2 protein-coding genes are annotated in these 1,265 nt (G+C 70.8%); both read right to left on the minus strand.

From position 1 onward, the window contains the following. Positions 1-751, minus strand: a 751-nt coding sequence (locus tag ABJK26_RS00940) for a GGDEF domain-containing protein (RefSeq protein WP_347240317.1), incomplete at its 3' end; no start/stop codon positions are given. A gap of 47 nt (positions 752-798) precedes the next feature. After that, a partial coding sequence (locus tag ABJK26_RS00945) for an FAD-linked oxidase C-terminal domain-containing protein (RefSeq protein ID WP_347240318.1) occupies positions 799-1,265 on the minus strand: 467 nt, incomplete at its 5' end.

Raw genomic sequence — 1,265 nt, forward strand, 5'->3', positions numbered from 1 at the left:
TTTCGGGGAGGAGGAGGGCGAACTCCTCCCCACCCCAGCGGCCCGCCAGATCCCCTTTGCGCACGTGGGTCTTTAGGTAGCGGGCCACTTCCTGAAGGACCCTATCCCCTTCCTTGTGCCCCCTCTCGTCGTTGATGCGCTTGAAGTCGTCCAGGTCCAAGAGGACAAGGCTGAAGGGCCTTGCCCCCCGCTCCACCCGGGCCGCCTCCCGCTCCAGGGCCATCTCCAAGGCCCTCCGGTTGGGCAGGCCCGTTAGGGGGTCGGTGAGGGCCTGCTCCTTCCAGAAGCGGGCCTGGCCGTGGAGCTCCCGGAAGCGGGCGAGGAGAAGGGTGAGGGCGAGGAGCACGAGCTGGCTCAGGGCGAAGTGGGCGTAGAGGAAGCCCCTCTCCCTCCCCAGGGCCCAGGGGGCGAGGACCAGGGCCAAAGCCCAAAGCCCCCCCACCCGGAGGGCCCAGGCCGGGGGGTAGGCGAAGGCGGCGAGGGGGTAGAGGGCCGGGGACCAAAAGCCCACCGCCCACCACCCCTCCCCGGAGCGCCAGAGCTCAAAGAGGAGGTAGGCCCCCAGGGCGTGGACCAGCACCCTGGGCGCCCCCTTGGGCCCCCGCCAGAGGGCCAGGAGGAAGGCCAGGGCGAAGAGGGCGTAGGCCGGAAGGAGGGGCCCCACGGGAGGCAGGTACCGGAGCTGGAGGCCCATGGCGAGGAGCGCACCCAGCCAGGAGGCTCCGTAGAGGAGCCGGGCCAGCCGGTCCATTGGAGAGCAGGGTAGCCCGGCCCCTTGAAAGCCGTGTGAAAAGCCTCCTAGGGCAGGACCTTGCCCGGGTTCAGGAGGCCTTCGGGGTCCAGCGCCTCCTTGAGGGCCCTTAGGGCGGTGAGGGTCCCCGGGTCCAGGGCCTCCTCCAGGAAGGGGCGCTTCATGAGGCCGATGCCGTGCTCCCCGGAAAGTACCCCCCCGTGCCTTAGGGCCACCCGGGCGATCTCGTGGGCCAACTCCCAGGCCCGCTCCTCGCTTTCCCGCAAAGGATCAAAGAGGATGTTGGGATGGAGGTTCCCGTCCCCGATGTGGCCAAACTGGACCACGAGAAGCCCGTAGGCCCGCCCCAGGGCCTCAATCTCCCTCACCACCCGGGGAAGGGCGGAGCGGGGCACGGCGATGTCCTCGTTCAGGCGCTTGGGGCGGAGGCGGCCCAAAGCGGGGCTCACCGCCCGCCGCGCCCGCCAGAGGGCCTCGGCCTCCGCCTCGCTTTTCGCGCGGACCACCTCGGCCC

Source organism: Thermus sp., assembly GCF_039793865.1.
Classification (GTDB): Bacteria; Deinococcota; Deinococci; order Deinococcales; family Thermaceae; genus Thermus.